The organism is Bacillus sp. LLTC93 (genome assembly GCF_002993125.1).
Lineage (GTDB): Bacteria > Bacillota > Bacilli > Bacillales > Bacillaceae > Bacillus > Bacillus zhangzhouensis.
In genome coordinates, this window is sequence record NZ_PVME01000010.1 from 40,147 (window position 1) to 57,981 (window position 17,835).

Below are 17,835 nucleotides of genomic sequence, written 5' to 3' on the forward strand. Positions count from 1 at the left end.
GAAAATACGATGACACTAGTTATTATAGGAGGCGGACCTGCAGGGTATGTGGCGGCGATCACAGCCGCTCGTTTTGGAAGGGAGGTTGTGTTAATTGATCAAGGCCAGTTGGGAGGAACCTGTCTCAATGAAGGCTGTATTCCAACCAAATCGCTTTTGCAAAGTGCTGATATGTACGAGCGTGTGAAGTCAGCTGCACATTTTGGAATTGAACTTCCAGGGGAAAAGCCCATCATCCAATGGGATGTCGTTCAAAAACGGAAACAGTCAGTCGTCAAGCAACTAACTGATGGCGTTCGCTACTTGATGAATAAAAATAAAATCAAGGTGATAAATGGGAAGGCATCATTTCTTGCTGCACATGAGATGTTGATTGAAAGTGAAGGGGCGTGTGAAATCATTCAAGCAACACAAATCATCATTGCATCAGGGGCAGCACCCGCTGCTTTACCTTTTGCACCATTTGATGGGAAATGGGTGATTGACAGCAAGGATGCAATGTCGCTCTCTTCGATACCAGATTCGCTTTGTATCATTGGTGGTGGGGTGATCGGGTGTGAGTTCGCAAGTATCTTTAGCAGAATGGGGACAAAGGTTGTTATGATTGAACAGTCAGTACGCATTTTACCAGAAGAAGATGACGATATTGCACAATGCCTTCACGATCAACTTGAAGAAGCAGGTGTGGACATTTTGACATCGGCTGCAGTCAACCAGCTTGATTCAACCTCAAAGAAAGTGGTGATTGAGAGAAAGCATGGTGAGCGGTGTGAAATCCAGTCTGATCTTTGTTTAGTGGCAATTGGCAGAAAGCCGCGGCTTGATGAGTTGAATCTTGACCAGATTGGCATTGAATATGACTGGAACGGGATCAATGTCAATGAGCATATGCAAACCAATCTCTCCCATATATATGCGTGCGGGGATGTCACAGGAGGAGTACAGCTTGCTCACGTTGCTTTTCATGAAGGCACGATTGCGGCCTCACATGCATCAGGCGAACATGTAAAGGTCAATGAACAAGTAATTCCAAGGTGTATCTATACATCCCCAGAAATCGCCAGTGTTGGCTTAAATGAAGAGAAAGCTAGAAATCAATATAAAGATATTCGGATAGGGAAATTTTCATTTTGTGCAAATGGAAAAGCACTGATTCTAAATCAACCGGTCGGTCAGGTGAAAATCATTGTAGAACCGCAATACCAAGAGATTTTAGGCGTATCAATCATCGGGCCAAATGCAACAGAGCTGATTGGACAAGCAGCAGTCATGATGCATTCAGAGTTGACCGTTGATACATTAGAGCAATATATTGCGGCACATCCGACTCTTTCAGAGGCGATTCACGAAGCCTTGCTGCAAACAAGTGGACGAGCGGTGCACTGCTGAAAGAGAAACAAACTTCTCGACATCTATCTTGATGTGTTCTTGGGGTAGCTAATGTAATTGAAAGCGCTTTTATAATTATCTATAATGAATAAAAAGCCCCTAGAGGAGAGGATGGAATGAATCCGACACCTTGTTATTTAAATACGTGGAAACGTTTTGTTCGTGAAGGTTTGTTTGATAAGTCTCGTCTGGATAAAAGAGTGATGGAGTCATGGCACAGATGTAAACAAGCAAATGTTAATCCGTATTTAGATAAAGGACAGTCGTTGTTAGAAAAGGAATTATTCAGTGCTCAAAAAAAGAAATACTCATTATTCCTCAATACCGCTCTTCCTTACTTAAATAAAATCAGTCAGCAATTAAAAGAATCTGACATGTTGGCCTTACTCATCGATGCAGACGGGTATGTGCTAAGTCTGACAGGAAGCCAAAGGACGATGGTGGAAGCAAGAAAAATTAATTTTATGGAGGGGGCGCGCTGGACCGAAACAGATGTAGGGACAAACGCGATCGGAACGGCACTCGTCATCGGAGAAGCTGTGATGATTAACGGAACTGAGCATTTTTCTATCGCCTCTCATCATTGGAGCTGTTCAGCCGCCCCTATTCGTGATGTAGACGGTACGATCTTAGGGGTGATCGATATCTCCTGTATGGCGGATAACAAGCACCCTTTTATGCTTGGAATGGCTTCAACGGTTGCTTATGCCATAGAGAGAGAAATTCAAGTCCAGCAAAAAAGGAGAGAGATGGAGCTCATCACTCATTGTCTCCAGCAGGTGGAAGCGGACGAACCGTATGTTGTCTGTAATGAAAAAAAGCAAATTGTTTCTGCAAGCAGGTTGATTAGAGAACGATTTTCAGACTGGTACGGAATGGATGTCGAGCGGCTTATGGCTCATCCATTTGTTATCCGGGGAAAGCAAATCATTCAATCAGAGCAAGATGGAAAGATGCTAGGCATGTCCCTTTCTCTTGAAGAAGCAACGAAAAGCAACATAACCGTTTCTTTTCCTCAATTTCCCGGGGAATCCGGAACAAGTAAGGTGTTTCAACAGACGCTCAGCGAGATGAAGAGAGCGGCACAAACAAATGCTCATGCATATATTTGGGGAGAAACAGGTACAGGGAAGGAACTGGCCGCTAGGGCCATTCACTCAGCCAGTGAAAGGCATAGAGGACCGTTTATTGCTGTTAATTGCGGAGCCATTCCTGAAAGCCTGTTAGAAAGCGAATTATTTGGCTATGCTGAAGGGGCTTTTACAGGGGCAAAACGTCATGGAGCTAAAGGGAAATTTGAACAAGCTCATAAAGGAACACTCTTTTTAGACGAAATTGGCGAAATCCCATATGCGATGCAAGTAGCGCTCCTTAGGGTGATAGAAGAAAGAAAAGTCGTACCGCTCGGCGGGACACACGAAATCCCTTTGGATATTAGAATTATTACAGCGACGCACCGGAACATGAATGAACTGGTGAAGGAAGGAAAAATACGAGAAGACTTGTATTACCGTCTTCATGTCTATCCAATCAACATCCCGCCACTCAGGGACAGAAAGGAAGACATCCCTGATTTATACCGTTATTATCAAAAGAAACACCAATGGAATGCGAAGTTTCCTGAATCTTTTTTTCAGAGATTGCAGGAGTATCATTGGCCGGGAAACATACGCGAGCTTTTTAATCTGTTTGAACATATAAGGGTGTTGTTTCCTGAAGGAGGAAGGATTGGGCCGTCTCAATATGATGAGGTATTAGAGGCAATTGACCAGAAAAAAAAGAAGTTGTATCCAGCAGAGGGTCACGATATTTCAAAAGAACTAACATATAGGGAACATATTCGAAAGCAAATGGTGATAGAGGCACTGCACAAAACGAAAGGTCATGTGTCAGAAGCAGCAAGGTTAGCGGGGGTGCCAAGAAGCACTTTTTACAAGTGGATGCGAAAGTTTAAGCTGTCGTAAATCTTAGGTATGGCAGCATCAAGGAGGCTCTGGTCTCCCTTTGAGAGGTCGGGGTCTTTCTGCGATGGATCAACAGAAAACAAAAAGGAAGGGAAAAAGGCTTGACTGTTATATTAGTATATGTTAAATTGTAAAAGCCGTCGCAAATGAGACAGGGATGAAACGCTTAAAAATTCTTGACACATTTTTCTGGCATAGATATAATGAAACATGTCTTATTATTCCGCAGTAGCTCAGTGGTAGAGCTATCGGCTGTTAACCGATCGGTCGTAGGTTCGAGTCCTACCTGCGGAGCCAAAATGGAGAAGTACTCAAGTGGCTGAAGAGGCGCCCCTGCTAAGGGTGTAGGTCGCGCAAGCGGCGCGAGGGTTCAAATCCCTCCTTCTCCGCCATTTATCTGGCCCGTTGGTCAAGCGGTTAAGACACCGCCCTTTCACGGCGGTAACACGGGTTCGAATCCCGTACGGGTCATGTTTTGTTTAATTGATTGATTCGTTGGGCTATAGCCAAGCGGTAAGGCAACGGACTTTGACTCCGTCATGCGTTGGTTCGAATCCAGCTAGCCCAGCCATTTTTATATATGTTTTTCTGCATAGCAGATGAGCCATTAGCTCAGTCGGTAGAGCATCTGACTTTTAATCAGAGGGTCGAAGGTTCGAGTCCTTCATGGCTCACCATTGTCACGCGGGTGTGGCGGAATTGGCAGACGCGCTAGACTTAGGATCTAGTGTCTTTATGACGTGGGGGTTCAAGTCCCTTCACCCGCATTGTTTTTTCAAACAGTGCACTTATTGATATATGAGCACATCATACACGCGGTCGTGGCGGAATGGCAGACGCGCTAGGTTGAGGGCCTAGTGGGTGAATAACCCGTGGAGGTTCAAGTCCTCTCGGCCGCATCAATGATACCAAGGGTTGTAGACCTTTGGTTTTTTTATTTTTTACAACTTCTAAATGAATTCTGCCCACCTATTTTATATAAGTGGGTTTTTTGTTGTATTTTTATTTCAAATAAAGAAAATATAGTTCAAAAACACTCACTGATTAGGTGAGTGTTTTAAATATAAATACATCAGGCTACAATAGCTAGTTTAATTCAAGTGCTCTTTTTTATATTTTTCATTATCTAAAATTTTATAACCGATAAAGTTAGTGTAATCTTCATTCTCAAAAAGAAATTCAATTCCTAAAAATATGGATGAGCTTTTTACAGGTTTATCAACCAATAAAAAATAATATGAACCATCTATTTGTTTATACATTTGAGAAATTTCATTATTTTTAATATAAATAGCTTCTTCCCCAAAAACTTCTAAACCGACTATCTTATTTTCTCTATCAATATCTAAAGCTATTAACTCATTAGCTTCTAACTCTTCTGTTTCCTTAATTTGATATTTATATTTTTTATTAAAGACATATATATATCCAAAGTTAGCTGCTTTATCAAAAGTTATCCTATTCTTCATTTTCTTCATTATTTCCACCTCTTTTTAACTCCACTTTTATATGTTGTAGTCAAAGTATCGCCCTGTTTAGCTACAGCTACACCCTTATGATGATATACTGTAGATTTATACTTTGGAACATAATACTTTTTACCGTATTTCACTGCATCAAAGACTTGTTTAGGAGTAACACCACGTTGAATCATGCTTAAACCTACATGCCAACTGACAGTTAAAACCCTAATGCCTTCTTTTCTTAATAAGAATACTGTTGCTGATATAGCACCTTTAATAAGTAAAATTTAATCATGATAAATCAGATTGCTGATAATCCTTTTCTTCTTAACTATATTTGTGAGGGGAGAGAAGAACAAAATCATGGACTTTTAAATCCTAAATTGCAATTATTTCCGCTTCATGCTATAATAAGATTAATTATTTTTGTTCCGCGTAAAGGATAGTATGAAGATTGATTTTTCGTCTTGAGGATACTTTGGGCAAGGATAGTATAATACATTGTGTGATAACGCACTAGGAGGCAACAAACATGGAACAAGGTACAGTAAAATGGTTTAACGCAGAAAAAGGTTTTGGATTTATCGAACGTGAAGAAGGAGACGATGTATTCGTACATTTCTCTGCTATCCAAGGTGACGGATTCAAATCCCTAGACGAAGGTCAAAAAGTAACATTTGACGTTGAGCAAGGTTCTCGTGGAGCTCAAGCTGCTAACGTTCAAAAAGCTTAATCTTCATTTTCTAAAAACAGGTCCTCTCTAGAGGGCCTGTTTTTTTATGCTTTCTCTTATTTCTTCAATAAAAAACCCTACTCAGCGTGCAAGTAGGGAGATGTTACAAGGTAATCGTAAAAAAATTCATGCTTCAAAGGTTTATCAACAGTATAGCATAATAGATTGACAAAATGCGGAATTTGCCTAAATAATTTCTTTTTCTTTACTGAGTTCAAAGAGAGGGGATTTGTTCGTAGAGAAAATGTATTTGAAAAGGGGGAAGAAGGTAGAGAATCTTAACAGAAACTGTTTATTTGTTTTTCAGTAATTCCTTCGATGACTTCAAGCTCACTAAGCAAATACCCATAAGCATCGTCGAGCATTTTCTTTTCGCTTGCATTCAGTTTTTTTTCTTTTTTCATTCGCATGAGGTCACGTACAACTTCAACGCCTTCTTGTATGTCGCCCGTTTTTATTTTGTTCGTGTTGATTTTATATCTTTCTTTCCACGGCAATAATTTATCGGATGTACCATTCTGAAAAATGTGTATAATGTTCTTTAATGCAAGTATATCTGTAACCGGTCTTATACTTGAACCCGACATTTTCCTCGTTGGAATCATCACTTTCATATGGCTAACGGACATCTTAATGACATAATACTGTTGTTTTTCATCAGAGAATTCCTTTTCTTCTATGGCTTCAATTATACCTGCTCCATGCATTGGATACACAATGTTATCACCAATTTGAAACATATCATCCACCTCCATATTAAGTACCTACTATAAGGGTACCACAAATCGAGACAAAATAATCAAATTTTTAATAATAACACGATTATTTATTTCATGTCAACATTTTCGGGTTGGATTTTGAGAGAATTATTTATTTATTTCGCCACTTCTTATGTGTGGCTTTTTAACGTGACCATGATCAGATAACAGATACAGCTTAAACCCATCACTACGTTTTTGATATAAGTCCGTTTGACACGACTTCTTTTTTATATCTCGTATGAAAAGCAAACCGTAACATCACGAAAACGGAGATAATCAATAAACGTTTAAACAGGATATCGTATCTTCATCTCTAACATTTCATTTATCCATCTTCCATTCCATCACATGTCAATAGCTGTGTCATGAGGACATCGTGATTAATGGTTGAAACATCAAAAGACTAGCCAATGAGGCTAGTCTTTTAAAATGAATATGATCATAAGGTTGAAATATCAATGACAAAGCGGTAGCGGACATCACTTTTGAGTACGCGTTCGTAGGCTTCATCGACTTGGTTTGCGTTGATCACTTCGATTTGTGGCGCGATGTTGTGAGCAGCTGCGAAATCAAGCATTTCTTGAGTCTCCTGAATGCCGCCAACGAGTGATCCGGCAATGCTGCGACGGCCAGTGATTAATGAAAAGACGTGGAATTGATCTGGCTTAGGTGGTGCACCGACGTTCACCAAGGTTCCATCCACACGAAGTAAGGACAAATAGGCGTCCACGTTGATATTGGCAGAGACTGTATTCAGAATAACATCATATTGACCGGCTAGTGTTTTAAATGTATCGGGATCACTTGTGGCAAAATAGTCCTTTGCGCCAAACGACAGTGCCTCTTCTTTTTTATTCAAAGAGCGGCTTAAAACAGTCACCTCAGCGCCAAGTGCGCGTGCGAATTGAATCGCCACATGACCTAGTCCGCCCATCCCTACAATTGCGACCTTTTTGCCAGGTCCTACATTCCAGTGCTTTAATGGCGAATATGTTGTGATTCCAGCACAGAGAAGAGGACTTGCCACATCAAGAGATAGTTGGTCAGGAATGCTGACGACAAATCGTTCTGTCACGACAATCTTTTGACTGTAGCCGCCATAAGTCGGTTCTCCATCATAATCAAGGTTATTATAGGTTTGAACGACCCCTTTCATGCAATATTGCTCATCTCCATTCTGGCAATATTCACATGAGCCGCAGGAATCTACAAAACAACCGACTCCTACACGATCTCCAATCTTAAACCTCGTGACAGCATCACCTACAGCTTCAATGATCCCAGTGATCTCATGACCTGGAACCATTGGGAAAATGCCGCCGCCCCATTCATCGAATGCACTGTGGATATCTGAATGACATATCCCGCTAAATTGAATATCAATTAAAATATCATGTGGACGAAGGGCTCTTCGTTCAATGGTTGTCCGTTCAAAGTTCGCTTTTGCATGTGAAACACTTAAAACGTGTGATTGGTGCGTCTGACACAATTTTGATCATCCTTTCAAAAGTGAAATTCGTTTCTTCCCCTATACTGTACGTCTTAAAGTGAACTCTAAGTCAAGATGGAATCCTCCGGTGTAACGAATTCATCCTTCATAAGAATTGAGCCAAAAGTATCTTGTTTTCTCAAGCAAAATGGAGATGATGAGGAAAGTGAGATCGCTATCGAAAAGATTGACTTTATATTCAATTGAGGGGTGAAAACAATGAAAATAGCACAAGCCGCAAAACAGCTTGAATTGTCCACTGCGACGCTCAGGTACTATGAGAACATTGGTTTAATCAGACCAATCAGACGTGATGAGAACGGTATTCGTGATTATACGGAGGATGATATTCAATGGATTGAATTTATCAAATGTATGAGAAATGCAGGTCTCTCAATCGATGCGCTCAGAGAATATACGGCTTTATTTATTGAGGGAGATGATCATACATTATCTTCACGGAAAAGCATTTTGGTTAATGAACGAGAAAGACTCATAGAAAAACATAAAGAAATGGAAGAGACGATTAAACGATTAGATTTCAAGATAGAAAGTTATGAAGATATTATCCACAGTTATGAAAAAAAGCTGGTTAAATGACAGAAGGTTTTTGGGGGTCACAAGGCAGTATCATCTTTATTCCATTCACCTCTGAAGACTTGAGAGATGAAGAAAAACCTGTGACTTGTCACAGGTTTTATGATGAGGTTATTTTTTTGTGTAACGCACCCAGTTATAATGTGCGTGGAGCGGTGTAACGCCATTGTAGGAGCCGAGCCATTCATCGACACCTGCACCATTCCACAAGTTCATCATAATTTTTCCTGGTGTTTGAGGAATTTGAGTGGTGGCGGTATGTTTTAATTGTCCATCGACATACCATTTAATTGAGTTTGGCTGCCAGTCGAATGCATAGGTGTGATAAGCATTTGCTGCATCAAAACCAAGATTGACGATTTTTTCATGATTTCCTACACCATTGGTATAGTAGTTGAATTGTACCTTTGTGGTATCTTTTCCTAGAAATTCGATGTCGATCTCATCCCAAGGCGTACCATCAGTTGGACCTGTATAAGTAAAGAACGAAGAAACGATCCCTACATTTTTTGCTGGTTTCATGCTGACTTCATAAAGCCCGTAGCCGTATGTTTGAACGGAGCGGTTTTCCCCGCAGTCAAACTTGTTATAGGAGGGACTTGTGAGCGATAAACGCATTTCACCTAATGACGTCATGGACACATTATTTGCACGCCATGTACAGTTAAACATATTTCCATTCGAGTACCCATCGGCTTTTTGCCATAACCCTGTATTATAGTTGTTAAAAGGTTCATAAAACGATCCACCAGTTTGTGCTGAGGCAGCAGCAGTAAATGTGGACAAGCTCATGAATAATCCAGTGACAAGAAGCAGCAACATTCGTTTCGCGCGGTAAGACATGTAGGCATTCCCCTCTCCATTTTTGAAAGCGTTTTCTTAATTGATGATACATGATTCTCTTAAAATGGAAAATCGGTCTAAATAATGATAAACAACAATTTTCATTCAATAGAATAGAGAGAAGATCATGAGTGAAAAATAATGATTGACAAAGCGGACAGTTGTCCGTAAGATAATACCGGGACAATTGTCCTAACAACCTAAAGAGTCTTAATTTGAAATAAAGAGATGTGTGCAATGTGGATGAAGGTAAAGAAGGTGAGGCATCATGGAAAAGGATATTGGGAAGGAAATTGAAGAGGTCGCTTTCTCCTTGTTTCAAGAGTTTGGCGTAGAAAACGTCAGCATGCATAAAATTGCGAAAACCGCTTGTGTTGGACAAGGGACACTTTACCGCCGCTATGCAAATAAAAGTGATTTGTGTCTTTCTATACTTGGAGAGAGGTTTGAACGACTGATCCCTGCTTTGCATCTTTACTTGAGCAAAATAAGTGATCAACCGGTTCGTGATCGTTTACGTTATGTTCTCGAGGAGATTCATCTCATTGTCGGACACCATTTAGACTGGATTCGGATGCTCACGATTTCTGGAAATTTAGAGCAGACAAGTAAAGTGTATGATAGTCATTACAGTCAATCGCTCAAACAAATCATTCGTGATTTGCTGAAGGAAGCGAAAGAAAAAGAGGAAACGAACATAGAGGATATTGAACTGACGGCATTATGTATGTCCTCTCCAATGACGCCTGAACTTATGTTTTATATTCATGAATCTGGCTATTCAATTGAAGAAATTGCTCGATTTGCTGCAGAAAGACAAGTTTTATCCGTCTTTCATTAGACATTGAAGTGGCTCATTTCAGACCAGCCTGACTTCTTATGGTTCATCTAAACTGAAAAAGAAAAGGAGCCAACTTAATATGAACAAACAGAAAGCAGCAGCTTCTGATATTAGAACGCTGCCCATTATTATCTCATTTATTACAGCTGGATTTATTGGTCTGTTCAGTGAAACGGCACTAAACATGGCACTGAGAAGTTTAACGTTAGACTTTGGAATTGAAGCGACGACTGCTCAGTGGCTGACAACAGGATATTTATTAACACTTGGTATTCTCGTACCGATTTCAGGACTGATTCTACAATGGTTTACAACAAGACAGCTTTTCATTACTTCGTTGATATTTTCAATCATCGGAACATTCATTGCTGCGGTTGCGCCAGTCTTTAGTATTTTAATGGTTGCACGTGTGGTGCAGGCGGTTGGAACTGCATTGCTTCTTCCATTGATGTTTAATACGATATTGGTGATCATTCCCCCCCATAAACGAGGCAGATCCATGGGGATTATTGGCCTTGTGATCATGTTTGCACCAGCAGTCGGTCCAACGGTCTCCGGTCTTATTCTTAAATCGTTGACATGGCATTGGATTTTTTGGATTTCGCTTCCGTTATTGATTGCTGCACTGGTATTTGGTTATATCTTTATGCAAAATATTACGGAACCAACTAGACCGAAAATCGACATCCTATCGATTGTGCTTTCAACTATTGGTTTCGGTGGAATTGTGTATGGCTTTAGTAGTGCCGGTGAAGGCGGTGGCTGGAGCAGCATGCATGTCATCGTTGCGATTGTTGTAGGTGTGATGAGTATTCTTGTGTTCTCCCTAAGACAGCTGAATATGAAAGAGCCGATGCTGAATTTAAGCCCATTTAAATATCCGATGTTTGTCATTGGGTTACTTCTGATCTTAGTGTGTATGATGGTGATGCTTTCTGCTATGATGATCCTGCCATTATATCTGCAAACGTCATTGGCGCTTTCTACATTTACAGCAGGTTTAATGCTGTTACCAGGTGGAATTATTAACGGGTTGCTGTCTCCAATTATGGGTGGTCTATTTGATAAGTTTGGACCGAAATGGCTTGTGATCCCAGGTCTTGTCATTGTTGTAGCGACGATGTTTGGCTTCACGAATTTAAGTATGAATACATCGATTGGATATATTGTGACCCTTCATATTACGTTAATGGTAGGGATCGCTATGATCATGATGCCTGCACAAACAAACGGATTAAATGAGCTTCCACCAGAGCTATATCCGCATGGCACAGCGATTATGAATACCCTGCAGCAGGTGTCAGGAGCAATTGGTACTGCGGTCGGTATCTCTATCCTTTCATCAGGTGCCCGCAGTTTTATGAAAAATGTCGCTGATCCCGCAAATCCGGTGAATCAGCTGCTAGCCTTTACAAATGGTGTACAACATGCATTTATCTTTGCTGTCATCATGACCGTCATTGGCTTAGTCATCGCTTTCTTCATTAAACGAGTAAAGGTAGAACAACAAGTATCATAATGACATAGGAAAGCACTGAGGACTTAGCGCCGCAGTGCTTTTTTTATTTGGTGTATACTTGTTTCAAAGAGGATGAAAATGGGGAGATAGATAAAAAGTGAACTGAATAAAATTTGTCTCTGATCAAGTTGAAGGAAAAAAAGAAAAGGTAACGAATGAATAGGAAGAATTGAATAAGATAGGAGATTGAGATCATGAACTTAGAGGAACAAATCAAAATCGCTGCGTCTTTACGTCAACCAACTGAAGGTTCATTACCGGGTCAATCGGAGCTAAAACCAGCCCATCCTCCTGAAGTGAACAAAATGGAATATGACATCCCAACATGTGCTGGCGAAACAAAGGTGTGGGTATTCAAACCTGTGAACACATCGAAACAGCCGCTTCCTGTTTTTGTGAACTTACATGGCGGGGGATTTATTCTAGGCAGTGCTGAAATGGATAACCACTGGTGTCCTGTCATAGCAGACCGAGCACAATGTATTGTCGTCAATGTTGAGTATCAGCTTGCACCAGAAAATCCTTTCCCAGCAGCTCTTCATGAATGCTATGATGTCGTGAAATGGCTGTATGAACATCCTGAGGAGCTTCAAATAGATCCTAATACATTAGCCATTGGCGGACATAGTGCAGGAGGAAACCTGGCAACAGCTGTTTGTCTGCTGAATATCCAAAAAGGGAACAAACTCCCGATTGTCTATCAAGTGCTTGATTATCCGCCGCTTGATTTAGCCACTGATCCAGAGCGAAAGCCAGCATTTGAAGAGGCGATTCCAGCTGAAATGGCGAAGCTCTTTAATGCATTCTATGTACAAGAAGAAGATGCGCGCAATCCGCTCATTTCTCCGGTCTTTGCAGATAGGTCATCCTTAGCACAAATGCCGCCGGCTCTTGTCATCACAGCTGAGAAGGATTCGTTAGCTGAAGAAGCCAAACAATATGCTGACATGTTACAAGAAGCAGGGGTAGAAGTCACGTATCAGCAATTTAAAGGAGTCCCTCACGCCTTCACGCATGCAGGGGATTTAGACATTGCTGAACAGGCTTGGCATCTCATGAGTGATCAATTAAAAAAGGCGTTTGAATAAGAAATGAAGGTTGTAGCCTTTCCTATCTGATATAGGACAAAGCACAGGGCCGCTCCCTCCTGTGCTTTTGTTGTTTCAGTCGATCTTTTGCTGAAATCCTGAGAAAGAGATGGATGTAAAAAGAATCAGAAATCTATCCCCGTTTTCGATATAATATAAAGAAATGGCGATGTCTTAAAAAAGGAGCTAATTCAATGGAAAAAGAGAAACTACAGGCATTTTGTCTTTCTTTAAATGGCGCAACCCATGATTATCAGCCGGAGTGGCAGGCAGATCGTTATCATATAGGTGGAAAGATGTTCGCCATGATGGGGGGAGATGTCAACCGAAAGCCAGTCATCACTTTAAAATGTGATCCTCATCGTGCTGAAGAACTAAGAGAAATGCATGAAGGAATTATTCCTGGCTATTATATGAATAAGACTCATTGGAATTCCATTTACCTTGATGCGGACATTCCGTCTTCATTTGTAGAAGAGTTAATCGAACATTCCTACCAATTGGTTTTTCACAAATTAACAAAAAAATCTCAACAGGACATTCTCCAAAATGATGCAAAAGGAAACGACTGAAAAGCAGCAACTAAATGAAGTAAGACAAGTATCTCACCCTTTGATTCCATTCAAAATTGACTGGAGAGAAACGCTGTCGTTATAATTTAACCAGTTAGAAGACGATCATAGGGGGATATAAAATGGGCTATACAGTCATTACAGGGGCAAGTTCAGGTATTGGATATGAGACGGCTTTGGCTTTTGCAGCACGAGGAAAACATCTTATTTTAGCTGCACGTCGGCTCGATAAGCTCCAAGAACTGAAGCAAACCATTCTTGATCAATACCCGCATCTAAAAGTAGTCGTACAGTCTGTCGATTTAACAAAAGCACAGGACGTGTCCTCATTTTATGAGTCATTAGCTGCTTATGAGCTGGACACATTCATTAATAATGCAGGCTTTGGCCATTTCGGTTCAATAGGAGAACAGGATTTACGTAAAATTGGGGACATGCTTCATCTGAATATTGAAGCATTAACGATTTTATCCACTTTATTTGTTCGTGATTATGAGCAAGTAGAGGGAGCGCAGCTGATCAATATTTCCTCAAGAGCGGGCTATACAGTCGTTGGCAATGCCGTCACCTATTCAGCGACCAAATTTTACGTGAGCGCCTTTACAGAAGGGCTGGCTCTAGAATTGAAAGAAAAAGGAGCCAAATTACAGGCAAAAGTATTAGCGCCTGCTGCTACAGAATCAGAATTTGCTCAACATTCATTAGGTGTAGACCAATTCGAATATGAAGGCAATATCAAGAGATATCATACATCTAAAGAAATGGCAGCGTGTATGCTTGAGCTTTACGACAGTTCAAAAACAGTTGGTATCGTTGACGGGAAGACGTTTGAATTTGAATTGAAAGACCCCATTTTTTCACACGCCGGCACAAGCATGAAATAAAGACTCCACATCACTGAGGATAGTTTTCCTCAGTGATTTTTTTATGTCATGATAAAAGCATGTATTGACTGTGTGGTAACCACATGGTTTATAGTAGTGCGTATATAAGGAGGGAATTCAATGACGTATGTAACAAGTGGAGAAGTATGCAAGCTATTAAATATCACAAAATATACCCTTCGTCACTATATAGATCAGGATCTGGTACGCCCTGCGAAGGTCACTCAAAATGGGTACCAATTATTTGATGAGAAAGAGATCTACACCCTTTATCAAATTCTTTTCTTAAAAACAGCGGGCTTTTCTTTAAAAGATATAAATGAAACCTTTTCGAAAAAATCAGGTGTCACGCTGTCCTATCAAGACATGCTGGATAAGGTAGAGAAGCAATTGCAGGAACTAGTCCAGGTGAAACAGCGTTTGGAACATATGCTATCCATTCAAAATAATCTACAGCTCAATCGCACGACGATACAAGATCGACCGACTCGTTATTTAAAACCAATCCCACATCATCTTCTGAAAGATGAAACAGAGCTAGACTTTAAACAAATCGTTCACCAGAAGGAGCTGGATATGTCTCTTTTTGATGAAAGGTATTATGTGATCCATCTTCAAGATGAAACAACGATTTCTTATTACGTATCGAATGAACAAGATTATGATGTGATGCTGGATGCGGGCTCTTATGCGGTCAAAAGCTTTCTAGCTGAACATGAAGAGAAGGTCATCGAAGAAATCGATACTTTCCTACATGAAGTACCGGTTGAAAAAGAGATCGAACAACCTTCATATATCATCTTATATGAAAATGTACCAGTCTCTGTCACGTACCAAGATTCTATGGTTTATACAGTTGAACAGAAAGCGAGAAATAGCAGATGAAAAAAAGAGTTTGGCTGATACTCGCTGTAGCGGCACTCATTTTCATCGTAACGTTTGTGTTTTATGAAAACAACTTTGACATGAATGAAAAGGAAGTGGTCATCGAGACAGTGGATGGGACATTATCAGGTATCGTGACAACGCCTAAGAAGGAGCCGATCAAAGGAATTGTGCTCTTTGTACACGGGGATGGCGCGCAAAATGCACAGTATGATGGAGGGTATAGACCCTTAATGGAACGTTTCGCAAAGCAAGGGTATGCATCTATATCATGGGATAAGCCTGGGGTTGGTCAATCAGATGGAAATTGGCTTCATCAATCCATGGAGGATCGCGCAAATGAAGTAGACCATGTGATCGAATGGGCGAAAAAAGAGCCTGACCTCTATTCAAAACAAATCATTTTATGGGGAGCAAGCCAAGCAGGCTGGGTGATCCCTAAAGTGATGACAGCTCGAACAGATATCACAGCCTCCATCCTTGTCGGGCCTGCGGTCAATTGGATGAGACAGGGCAGATACTACACGCTTCAAACATTAAAAGAAGCGGACGCATCAGACGAACAAATTCAAAAAACGATCAAAAAAGAAGATGAACAAAACACATTATTATTAGAAGGCGCAACATTTCGCATGTATCAAAAGAAAACAGGCGATCAAGACATGACAAAAGATCGATTTGAATTCATTCAAAAGAACATGAAGGCCGATGCCACATCAGATATCAAGAACATCCAATCACCCATCTATTTGGTTTTGGCACAAAATGACCGAAACGTAGACTCCGCTGAAACTAAAAGGATATACGAGAAAGAAGTAGCACCAAAATGGTTACATGTTCAAACGATTGATGGCGTAGAGCATTCGATGATGAATCCTCGCATCCATCATTCAAATATCCTTATCACATTAGCAGCGATCGCCGCACCAAAAGACTTCTTAATTAGCCAAGCGTATTTGGATCACTGTGAACACATACTAGAGCAACTGAAAACACCTTCGCGTTAGGTGTTTTTTTCATGCATTCTTTGATAAAACAAAGAATCACATACCCAGTAGATGAGACTACTCACGATGATAAGAGGAACGGCTGCCGGACTCTTGATTCCATCAATAATAAAGAACATCACAATGGTTGCAATAAGGAAATAAGCTGCTAAGTAAAGAGGATGAAATACCTTTGGCTTCAAAGAAAACAACAACTGCAAAGGAACCGCAAAGACAAAATAACAAACAAAAAAGATGGGAATGTAAAGCATTAGAAACGCAGGTTCACCCTGAATTGGTGGATATAAGCATACGAACAAACTGAGTAAAATGGAGCTGATGAATAGTGTTATTAGGATTTTGTGAAATGGTTGAAGTGAGCGCAATGTAAAGACTCCCTTTTTAGAAAATTTACTATATTTTATCATAAATGGGTTAATGAGCGTCCGTTATTTCTATTGAATGAACAACCCTCAGTATTCCCTTTGTTTATAGCGAAGTTAGGTATTAAGATGTAAAGAAATCTTTATCATCATGCCCTTTTTACCTTTAATTGGTTCTATAACTTTTGCCTCATGCTGATGAATGAAGGAATGTTATAAAGTAAACCCTATAGAAAGAGATATAGCCATGAATCCATCAAATGAAGAAAAGAGATGATCCGATGAACATGACAAAATGGTTAGGTGCTGTCCTTCTTTCTGTTTTATTACTAGCGACAGCAGCTTGTGCGAACACGAGCACTCAAGAGAATAATCAAAGCAAACAAGAAAGCAAAACCAATGAAACAAAAGAAAAAACAACGGCTGTTGAGACAGGGAACAAGTCGTTATCTAATATTAAGGTACTGGCGACAGGTGGGACCATTGCAGGTGCTTCAGATAGTGACACTGATACAACGGGATATAAATCTGGTTCACTTGGTATCGATAAAGTTATTGCCTCCGTTCCTCAGCTGAAGGATATTGCAAACGTCACGGGTGAGCAGGTAGCGAATGTTGGCAGTGAAAATGTTGATAACGCTCTGCTTTTAAAATTAGCCAAAAGAGTCAATCAACTCTTAAATGATGATCAAGTAGACGGCATTGTGGTGACACATGGAACAGATACACTTGAAGAGACCGCTTATTTTTTACATTTGGTTGTGAAAAGTGATAAGCCTGTTGTGGTCGTTGGCTCAATGAGACCAGCATCTGCTATTAGTGCGGATGGTCCGCTTAACTTGTATCATGCTGTCAAAATTGCATCCACAAAAGAAGCGAAGGGCAAAGGCGTCATGGTCACATTAAATGACCGAATTGCTTCAGCTCGATTTATTACAAAGACGAACACGACCACTACAGATTCCTTCAAGTCACTTGAGCAAGGCTACATTGGAGAAATTGCTGGTGAAGTGGTTTCCTTTTATAATGAACCAACAAGAAAACATACGACTGAAAGTGAATTTGATGTATCGAAAATAAAAGAACTTCCACAAGTTGATATCTTATACGGCTATCAAAATGATCAAAAATATGTGTATGATGCAGCAGTAAAAGCAGGAGCAAAAGGCATTGTCGTTGCGGCAGCAGGAAATGGAACGATGTCAACAGAAGCCATCAAAGGGGCAACAGATGCGGTGAAAAAAGACGTGGTCATCGTGAGATCAAGCCGCGCGGGAAATGGGATTGTCACACATGAAAAAATGGATGATGAACATCACTTTGTGTCATCGGATTCATTAAATCCACAAAAAGCACGCATTCTACTGATGCTGGCACTGACGAAAACAAAAAATCCAGATAAAGTGCAAACCTATTATGAACAGTATTAATTAGAAAA

Annotated in this window: 17 protein-coding genes and 7 tRNA genes; 19 read left to right on the forward strand and 5 right to left on the reverse strand. The window is 40.4% G+C overall.

Going from position 1 to position 17,835, the window contains the following annotated elements; translation table 11 throughout:
• Positions 1–9: 9 nt before the first annotated feature.
• The 9 genes from lpdA to C6W18_RS18505 all read left to right on the forward strand — a co-directional run bounded on the left by lpdA (position 10) and on the right by C6W18_RS18505 (position 4,252).
• A complete protein-coding gene (gene lpdA / locus C6W18_RS18465; protein WP_105928513.1) occupies positions 10–1,389 on the forward strand; it encodes a dihydrolipoyl dehydrogenase in 1,380 nt (459 codons plus the stop codon).
• Positions 1,390–1,505: 116 nt separating this feature from the next.
• Positions 1,506–3,353 (forward strand): sigma-54-dependent Fis family transcriptional regulator, encoded by a 1,848-nt coding sequence (locus C6W18_RS18470; protein WP_105928514.1) that lies wholly within the window; start codon positions 1,506–1,508, stop codon positions 3,351–3,353.
• 222 nt (positions 3,354–3,575) lie between these two features.
• Positions 3,576–3,650, forward strand: a tRNA-Asn gene (locus C6W18_RS18475).
• Between the two features lie 4 nt (positions 3,651–3,654).
• A tRNA-Ser gene (locus C6W18_RS18480) sits at positions 3,655–3,745 on the forward strand.
• A gap of 7 nt (positions 3,746–3,752) precedes the next feature.
• Positions 3,753–3,824: transfer RNA gene (locus C6W18_RS18485), tRNA-Glu, on the forward strand.
• Positions 3,825–3,849: 25 nt separating this feature from the next.
• Positions 3,850–3,924: transfer RNA gene (locus C6W18_RS18490), tRNA-Gln, on the forward strand.
• A gap of 30 nt (positions 3,925–3,954) precedes the next feature.
• A tRNA-Lys gene (locus C6W18_RS18495) sits at positions 3,955–4,030 on the forward strand.
• Positions 4,031–4,037: 7 nt separating this feature from the next.
• A tRNA-Leu gene (locus C6W18_RS18500) sits at positions 4,038–4,120 on the forward strand.
• Positions 4,121–4,168: 48 nt separating this feature from the next.
• Positions 4,169–4,252: transfer RNA gene (locus C6W18_RS18505), tRNA-Leu, on the forward strand.
• A 192-nt stretch (positions 4,253–4,444) separates the two neighbouring features.
• Here C6W18_RS18505 and C6W18_RS18510 read toward each other — a convergent pair.
• Together C6W18_RS18510 and C6W18_RS20135 are read right to left on the reverse strand one after the other, a co-directional pair.
• On the reverse strand, positions 4,445–4,831 hold the full coding sequence (locus C6W18_RS18510) for a DUF2283 domain-containing protein (RefSeq protein WP_105928515.1): 387 nt from the start codon (positions 4,829–4,831) through the stop codon (positions 4,445–4,447).
• Positions 4,831–5,007, reverse strand: coding sequence for a hypothetical protein (locus C6W18_RS20135; RefSeq protein ID WP_160171276.1), 177 nt, complete (start codon positions 5,005–5,007; stop codon positions 4,831–4,833). The genes C6W18_RS18510 and C6W18_RS20135 overlap by 1 nt, the downstream gene beginning before the upstream one ends.
• Positions 5,008–5,348: 341 nt before the next feature.
• Between C6W18_RS20135 and C6W18_RS18515 the strand changes: the two genes are divergently transcribed.
• Complete coding sequence (locus C6W18_RS18515) at positions 5,349–5,549, forward strand: cold-shock protein (protein WP_034324611.1); 201 nt, start codon at positions 5,349–5,351, stop codon at positions 5,547–5,549.
• Positions 5,550–5,827: 278 nt separating this feature from the next.
• Here C6W18_RS18515 and C6W18_RS18520 read toward each other — a convergent pair whose 3' ends face one another.
• Positions 5,828–6,289, reverse strand: a complete 462-nt coding sequence (locus C6W18_RS18520; protein ID WP_105928516.1) for a CarD family transcriptional regulator — start codon at positions 6,287–6,289, stop codon at positions 5,828–5,830.
• A gap of 460 nt (positions 6,290–6,749) precedes the next feature.
• Positions 6,750–7,799, reverse strand: coding sequence for an NAD(P)-dependent alcohol dehydrogenase (locus C6W18_RS18525; protein WP_034324606.1), 1,050 nt, complete (start codon positions 7,797–7,799; stop codon positions 6,750–6,752).
• Positions 7,800–8,018: 219 nt separating this feature from the next.
• On the opposite strand from C6W18_RS18525, the gene C6W18_RS18530 reads away from it, so the two are divergent.
• Complete coding sequence (locus C6W18_RS18530; protein WP_034324604.1) at positions 8,019–8,399, forward strand: MerR family transcriptional regulator; 381 nt, start codon at positions 8,019–8,021, stop codon at positions 8,397–8,399.
• 108 nt (positions 8,400–8,507) lie between these two features.
• On the opposite strand, the gene bglS is transcribed toward C6W18_RS18530, so the two are convergent.
• Complete coding sequence (bglS, locus tag C6W18_RS18535) at positions 8,508–9,239, reverse strand: beta-glucanase (protein WP_034324602.1); 732 nt, start codon at positions 9,237–9,239, stop codon at positions 8,508–8,510.
• A 268-nt stretch (positions 9,240–9,507) separates the two neighbouring features.
• Here bglS and C6W18_RS18540 point away from each other — a divergent pair, with 268 nt between their 5' ends.
• The 8 genes from C6W18_RS18540 (at position 9,508) to C6W18_RS18580 (ending at position 17,827) form a co-directional block, all read left to right on the forward strand.
• Complete coding sequence (locus C6W18_RS18540) at positions 9,508–10,080, forward strand: TetR/AcrR family transcriptional regulator (protein ID WP_105928517.1); 573 nt, start codon at positions 9,508–9,510, stop codon at positions 10,078–10,080.
• A gap of 79 nt (positions 10,081–10,159) precedes the next feature.
• Positions 10,160–11,599, forward strand: coding sequence for a DHA2 family efflux MFS transporter permease subunit (locus tag C6W18_RS18545; protein WP_105928518.1), 1,440 nt, complete (start codon positions 10,160–10,162; stop codon positions 11,597–11,599).
• Between the two features lie 194 nt (positions 11,600–11,793).
• Positions 11,794–12,687: an alpha/beta hydrolase gene (locus C6W18_RS18550; protein ID WP_105928519.1), complete on the forward strand. Its 894-nt coding sequence runs from the start codon at positions 11,794–11,796 to the stop codon at positions 12,685–12,687.
• Positions 12,688–12,881: 194 nt separating this feature from the next.
• Positions 12,882–13,259 (forward strand): MmcQ/YjbR family DNA-binding protein, encoded by a 378-nt coding sequence (locus C6W18_RS18555; RefSeq protein WP_105928520.1) that lies wholly within the window; start codon positions 12,882–12,884, stop codon positions 13,257–13,259.
• Positions 13,260–13,381: 122 nt separating this feature from the next.
• The gene (locus C6W18_RS18560) at positions 13,382–14,143 is read left to right on the forward strand and encodes an SDR family NAD(P)-dependent oxidoreductase (RefSeq protein ID WP_105928521.1); all 762 of its coding nucleotides are present in this window, start codon (positions 13,382–13,384) and stop codon (positions 14,141–14,143) included.
• A 120-nt stretch (positions 14,144–14,263) separates the two neighbouring features.
• Positions 14,264–15,028 carry a MerR family transcriptional regulator gene (locus C6W18_RS18565; RefSeq protein WP_105928522.1) on the forward strand — a complete coding sequence of 255 codons (765 nt, stop codon included), beginning with the start codon at positions 14,264–14,266 and terminating at the stop codon, positions 15,026–15,028.
• On the forward strand, positions 15,025–16,035 hold the full coding sequence (locus C6W18_RS18570; protein ID WP_105928523.1) for an alpha/beta hydrolase: 1,011 nt from the start codon (positions 15,025–15,027) through the stop codon (positions 16,033–16,035). The genes C6W18_RS18565 and C6W18_RS18570 overlap by 4 nt, the downstream gene beginning before the upstream one ends.
• 643 nt (positions 16,036–16,678) lie before the next feature.
• A complete protein-coding gene (locus tag C6W18_RS18580) occupies positions 16,679–17,827 on the forward strand; it encodes a type II asparaginase (protein WP_105928546.1) in 1,149 nt (382 codons plus the stop codon).
• Positions 17,828–17,835 lie beyond the last annotated feature (8 nt).